At 58.6% G+C, this 222-nt stretch carries 1 rRNA gene; it reads left to right on the top strand.

Going from position 1 to position 222, the window contains the following annotated elements:
- A 23S ribosomal RNA gene (locus KUM38_RS40965) occupies positions 1–222 on the top strand; the annotation flags it as partial.

Raw genomic sequence — 222 nt, 5'->3', positions numbered from 1 at the left:
GCAGCCACCCTTGAAAGAGTGCGTAATAGCTCACTGGTCTAGTGATTCCGCGCCGACAATGTAGCGGGGCTCAAGCGTACCGCCGAAGTCGTGTCATTCACACAAGAGGGCCAACGCCTGTGTGGATGGGTAGGGGAGCGTCGTGTGCCGGGTGAAGCAGCGCCGGAAGGCAGTTGTGGACGGTTCACGAGTGAGAATGCAGGCATGAGTAGCGATTCACAC

The sequence above is a fragment of the Streptomyces sp. AC558_RSS880 genome (genome assembly GCF_019049255.1).
Lineage (GTDB): Bacteria > Actinomycetota > Actinomycetes > Streptomycetales > Streptomycetaceae > Streptomyces.
The sequence above is the reverse complement of the archived record's forward strand: the minus strand, read 5'-3'. Positions and strand labels throughout refer to the sequence as shown.